Raw genomic sequence first — 5,145 nt, 5'->3', positions numbered from 1 at the left:
TTGCTCAACTCCTTGTCGGTATTTTCAACAAGGGTTAAGAACTCCACTTTTCAGGGGCAACCTCAAGTCTGCTGTGCGAAGCAGAAAAGCAAGCGGCTCTTGCAGCTGCTCCTTGCGCAAAAGTGACACATTGATAACAGTCATGAAATCTCCCCGTAATTTTTGACCCATATCGGGGGTAGATCGTTCGAAAGCCGCGCCAATAGGCGGTGCCAGCCTACAGCGCCGAATGCCCCAAACGACAAAAGATGGTTGCTCCTCGCAGCTACCTGCGCAGGTCCCTGCTCACCTTTCGAGCTATTACCTATCAGGAGATCCAAATGAACCACCCCCCGAACCCATATATGTCTTGCATCAAGGCTTGCCAGTCGTGCGCGACGGCCTGCCATGTGTGCTTCGCAGCTTGTCTGAAAGAAGCCGACGTGAAAATGATGGCGCGCTGCATTGCCCTGGACGCAGACTGTGCTGCGATCTGCGGCTTGGCAGCCGACGCCATGGCGCGCAACAGCGAGCATGCAGCTGCGATTTGCGCGCTGTGTGCTCAGATCTGCAAGGCCTGCGCCGATGAGTGCGCCAAGCATGAAGCTGACCACTGCAAGGCCTGTGCGCAGGCTTGCCTCAAGTGTGCCCAAGAGTGCGACACCATGGCGCGTGTCGCTTGATCACGTTGCTCAACACTTGGAGACACCATGAAGAAATTCCCGACTTCCCACTCGCTCACCGCTGCCGCCTTCGTTGCTTGCAGCTTGTTGTCGCCCCTGTCTGTTCAGGCCCAGACCGCGCCCCATTCGGGCATGAAGGGGGCCGGCATGGATCAATCGATGCCTCAGGGCAAGATGGACATGAAGGCCATGATGAAGGAGAACAGCGACAAGATGGCATCCGTGCCAATGTCGGGCAACCCTGATGTGGATTTTGCCCAGATGATGCGGGTCCACCACCAGGGTGCGATTGACATGGCCCAGGCCCAGTTGCGGGATGGCAAGGATCCCAAAATGCTCAAGATGGCCAAGGACATCGTTGCGGCGCAGAAAAAGGAAATCGCTGAACTGGATGCATTTCTGGCCCGCAGTGGCAAGACACCTGCCGCTCCCGCCAAGTAGTCCTGGTGGACCGATTTCGCAGCCCTGGGTTTTTGGATCGTCGAAATCCAGGGCTGTGCGGTCGGATGCTTGTTGCAGTGCGGGCCCTTGATTGAGATCAAGGTCGGCGGATGTTCCTGCTTGACACTCCCACTGTGTTAAGCCTTATCGTTCCCCCAAGGTCTACCACTGATGACTTTTGTTGGATAACACCATGAACCACGACCACACCACAGAGCATTCGAAGGCTACAAATCCGTCTGGAAGCCGCAAAAAGTTGATCGGCGCAGTGATCATGCTTGGACTGATTGGTGCTTTCTTTCTGCTGAGAGAGCACTGGTCGCACATCGCTGGCTATTGGCCTTACCTACTCTTGCTGGCCTGCCCACTAATGCACCTCTTCCATGGACATGGGGGCCACGGTTCTCATGGCGGCGGATCCGGTCGCAACTAATCCCGCGCTACACGACACACCTTCAGGAATTGCAACCATGGCTACAGCAGCGCCCCACGAACATGCTCATCACGGGCATCAGCCTCATGAAGGCCATGAAGGACACGCTCATCCGTCTAAGGCGGCGTTGAAGGATCCCGTCTGCGGTATGCCGGTGACGACCGAGTCCCAATACACCGCCCTCCACGAAGGCCACAACTACTACTTTTGCAGCGCCAAGTGCCAGGGGCGCTTTGTTGAGGCGCCACAGAAGTACGCACCGGGCTCTCAAGGCAAGTCTGGGGCCGGGCCTGAAGCAACTCAGCCCGGCACCATCTACACCTGTCCCATGCACCCTGAGGTGCAGCAGGACCACCCCGGGAACTGCCCCAAATGCGGCATGACGCTGGAGCCCATGCTCCCCACGCTGGATGAGGGAGAAAACGCCGAACTCGTGGATTTCCGGCATCGCTTCTGGTGGACGTTGCCTCTCACAGTAGTGGTCACTGTCCTGGCGATGCTTGGGCACCGCTTGCAGTGGTTCGAGATGGCGACTCAGAGCTGGATCGAGCTGGTGTTGACCGTTCCCATCGTTCTGTGGGCTGGCTGGCCCTTCTTTGTGCGTGGTGCCCAGTCCATCGCGAACCGCAGTCCCAACATGTGGACCTTGATCGGCCTGGGCACGGGCGCCGCATTTGTCTACAGCGTGGTTGCCACCGTGGCGCCTGGGGTATTTCCAGCCTCGTTCCAGGCCATGGGCCGCGTGGCGGTGTACTTCGAAGCCGCAGCTGTCATCATCTCGCTCACGCTGCTGGGCCAGATGCTGGAGCTGAAAGCACGCTCCCAGACCTCAGCCGCCATCAAATCGCTGCTGGGCCTGGCCCCCAAGACCGCACGGCGTATCGACGCCAACGGTCAGGAGAGTGATGTTCCCTTGTCCCATGTCCATGTGGGAGACCTCTTGCGCGTACGTCCCGGTGAGAAGGTGCCGGTGGATGGCGTGGTGGTCGAGGGGAGCAGCGCGGTGGACGAAGCCATGCTCACTGGCGAGCCGGTGCCCATCGTCAAGGGGCCTGGCGATGCCGTCATCGGTGCCACGCTCAATACCAACGGGGCACTGGTGATCCGGTCCGAGCGGGTGGGCTCGGCCACCATGCTGTCCCAGATCGTTCAGATGGTTGCGCAGGCACAGCGCTCACGGGCTCCCATGCAGCGCATGGCGGACCAGGTGGCGGGCTATTTCGTGATGGCCGTGGTGGGTATCGCGTTGCTCACACTGTTCGCGTGGGGCCTGTTCGGTCCGGAGCCACGCTGGGTCTACGGCCTGGTCAATGCAGTTGCGGTGTTGATCATCGCGTGCCCTTGTGCGTTGGGATTGGCAACACCCATGTCGATCATGGTGGCTACCGGCCGGGGGGCGACCAGCGGGGTTCTGTTCAGGGACGCAGCAGCCATCGAGAACCTGCGCAAGGTGGATACGCTGATCGTGGACAAGACTGGCACGCTCACAGAGGGCAAGCCTTCCTTCGAGCGGGTTGTTGCCATGCCCGGTCTGTCCGAGGATGAGGTTCTGCGCCTGGCAGCCAGTCTGGATCAAGGCAGCGAGCATCCGCTGGCCGATGCCATTGTCCAAGCGGCCCGCGCCAAGGGGCTGGCCCTGGACAAGCCCGAGGACTTTGAGTCCGGGTCTGGCATCGGGGTGCGCGGACAGGTCGCTGGACGCCAGCTCGCCCTGGGCAACACAGTCCTCATGGAGCAGGTCGGGGTTTCTGCGAACCCGCTGCTTGCACAGGCAGAGGCCTTGCGCGCCACAGGGGCGAGCGTGATGTACTTGGCAGCCGATGGCCAGCTTCAAGGCCTGCTGGCGGTCTCGGATGCTATCAAGGCCAGCACGCCGGAAGCGCTGGCGACCTTGCATGCGGCGGGACTGCGCATCGTCATGGCCACGGGCGACGGCATGACCACTGCCAAGGCGGTGGGGGCAAAGCTGGGGATTGATGAGGTTCATGGCGAGGTCAAGCCTGCGGACAAGCTGGCCCTGGTGTCCCGGCTGCAGGCCGAAGGCCGTGTTGTTGCCATGGCGGGTGACGGGATCAATGACGCGCCCGCCCTTGCCAAGGCAGACGTGGGGATCGCGATGGGTACTGGCACCGATGTGGCGATGAACAGCGCACAGGTCACCTTGGTCAAGGGCGACCTGCGGGGGATTTCCACGGCGCGGGAACTGTCGGAGGCAACGGTGGGGAACATGAAACAGAACCTCATGTTCGCCTTCCTCTACAACGCGCTGGGCATACCGATTGCCGCAGGGCTGCTGTATCCCTTCACCGGCTGGCTGTTGTCGCCAATGATCGCGGCCTTGGCAATGAGCCTGAGTTCGGCGTCCGTGATCGCCAATGCCCTGCGACTTCGCAAGGGCTGAGATGGCTCGGCAGGCCCGGATTTGATCTAGGTTAAGTCCGTGGCCATCGCTGGGGATACCATTCGCACCATGATCTTCGCCAGAAGCACCGTATCGCGCCAAGGACGCTGGATAGCCAGCGTTCTGGTCGCGGCATTGCTTCTGATGCAGTTCGCGTTGGCCGCCTATGCCTGTCCCAAGTTGGACTCTGCAGCCCATGCGGCATCGATGCAAAAAGCGAGCATGGCCATGGAAGATGCCGTCGGCATGCCCTCCATGCCCGATTGCCACGCGATGGCGGGTACCATGGATGAGCAAGATCCTCAGCTGTGTCGAGCCCATTGTGATGGCGAAAGTTTGTCCTCCCCCTCGCTCCAAGGTCTCGATCTGCAGGCGCTCGCGGCGCACGCCATCTGGGTCGCCTATGTGCTGCCTGTGATCCTGGACTCCGAGCGCCACATTGACCCTCGGGCTGTCTACGCGGAGCTGGACAGTCGAGCGGGCGCTCCCCCCATCTATCTAACCCATCAGGTCTTTCGGAATTGATCGTGCACGCCTTGCGCGCTGCCTTGCAGCGTTTGCGCAAGTCTGACTTCGTGCCCCTTCATTTCGAGGACCACCATGCCCATCATCTCCTTCGGCGCTCCCTGCGAGCGCCTGTCTGCGCACCAGCGCATTCACCCCATCTCGCAGCGCATACAGGTGCGCAACCTCCGCCAACTGCGCCTGGGCGCTCTCGGGGTCCTGTTGGCCAGCATCGGATTGGCTGGCAACCAGGCACACGCCCTGGGCTTTTCCGAAGCGTTGGACCTGGCCGAGCAGCACAGCCCTCGCATCACGGCCCAGCGGCTGCAGATTGACGCGGCCAGCAGTTCCCAGAAGTCGGCGGGAACCCTGCCGGACCCCAAGCTCTCAGTCGGGATCGAAAACTTTCCCGTCAGCGGCATGGACCGCTTCAGCCTCACGCGCGAGTCCATGACCATGCAGCGCCTGGCGCTGATGCAGGAGGTGCCCAACCGCGCCAAACGAGATGCCCAGATTGCCGGCGCCGAGGCCAAGGTGGAACGCGAACGCGCCGCCCTGGGCGTCCAGCGCCTGCAGATCCGCCAGGAGCTGAGCCAAGCGTGGATCATGGCCCAGGCTATCGAGCAACGTGACCAGGTACTCACCGGTCTACTGAGTGAGAACCAGCGCCTGCAGGACAGCCTGCCTGCCCGCATCGCGGGGGG

At 61.4% G+C, this 5,145-nt stretch carries 6 protein-coding genes; all 6 read left to right on the top strand.

Annotation, left to right across the window (positions count from 1 at the left end):
* Positions 1-248 precede the first annotated feature (248 nt).
* Entirely contained in the window at positions 249-662 is a 414-nt protein-coding gene (locus DBR23_RS19635) for a four-helix bundle copper-binding protein (protein WP_108499315.1), read from the top strand.
* A 27-nt stretch (positions 663-689) separates the two neighbouring features.
* Positions 690-1,103: a DUF305 domain-containing protein gene (locus tag DBR23_RS19630; protein WP_233250588.1), complete on the top strand. Its 414-nt coding sequence runs from the start codon at positions 690-692 to the stop codon at positions 1,101-1,103.
* A 193-nt stretch (positions 1,104-1,296) separates the two neighbouring features.
* Positions 1,297-1,536 (top strand): DUF2933 domain-containing protein, encoded by a 240-nt coding sequence (locus DBR23_RS19625; protein WP_082753193.1) that lies wholly within the window; start codon positions 1,297-1,299, stop codon positions 1,534-1,536.
* A 148-nt stretch (positions 1,537-1,684) separates the two neighbouring features.
* The gene (locus tag DBR23_RS19620) at positions 1,685-3,937 is read left to right on the top strand and encodes a heavy metal translocating P-type ATPase (RefSeq protein ID WP_199227752.1); all 2,253 of its coding nucleotides are present in this window, start codon (positions 1,685-1,687) and stop codon (positions 3,935-3,937) included.
* A 69-nt stretch (positions 3,938-4,006) separates the two neighbouring features.
* Entirely contained in the window at positions 4,007-4,462 is a 456-nt protein-coding gene (locus tag DBR23_RS19615) for a hypothetical protein (protein WP_060987635.1), read from the top strand.
* Positions 4,463-4,537: 75 nt separating this feature from the next.
* On the top strand, positions 4,538-5,145 hold a 608-nt coding region (locus tag DBR23_RS19610), incomplete at its 3' end, for a TolC family protein (RefSeq protein WP_146191379.1).

The organism is Acidovorax sp. HMWF018, from assembly GCF_003061035.1.
Classification (GTDB): Bacteria; Pseudomonadota; Gammaproteobacteria; order Burkholderiales; family Burkholderiaceae_C; genus Acidovorax; species Acidovorax delafieldii.
This window is presented reverse-complemented; position numbering and strand designations above follow the sequence as displayed.

Bases quoted from the DNA above. Each gene is read 5' to 3' on its own strand.
- DBR23_RS19635 (WP_108499315.1), top strand. From the start codon at position 249: ATGGTTGCTCCTCGCAGCTACCTGCGCAGGTCCCTGCTCACCTTTCGA.
- DBR23_RS19630 (WP_233250588.1), top strand. From the start codon at position 690: ATGAAGAAATTCCCGACTTCCCACTCGCTCACCGCTGCCGCCTTCGTT.
- DBR23_RS19625 (WP_082753193.1), top strand. From the start codon at position 1,297: ATGAACCACGACCACACCACAGAGCATTCGAAGGCTACAAATCCGTCT.
- DBR23_RS19620 (WP_199227752.1), top strand. From the start codon at position 1,685: ATGCCGGTGACGACCGAGTCCCAATACACCGCCCTCCACGAAGGCCAC.
- DBR23_RS19615 (WP_060987635.1), top strand. From the start codon at position 4,007: ATGATCTTCGCCAGAAGCACCGTATCGCGCCAAGGACGCTGGATAGCC.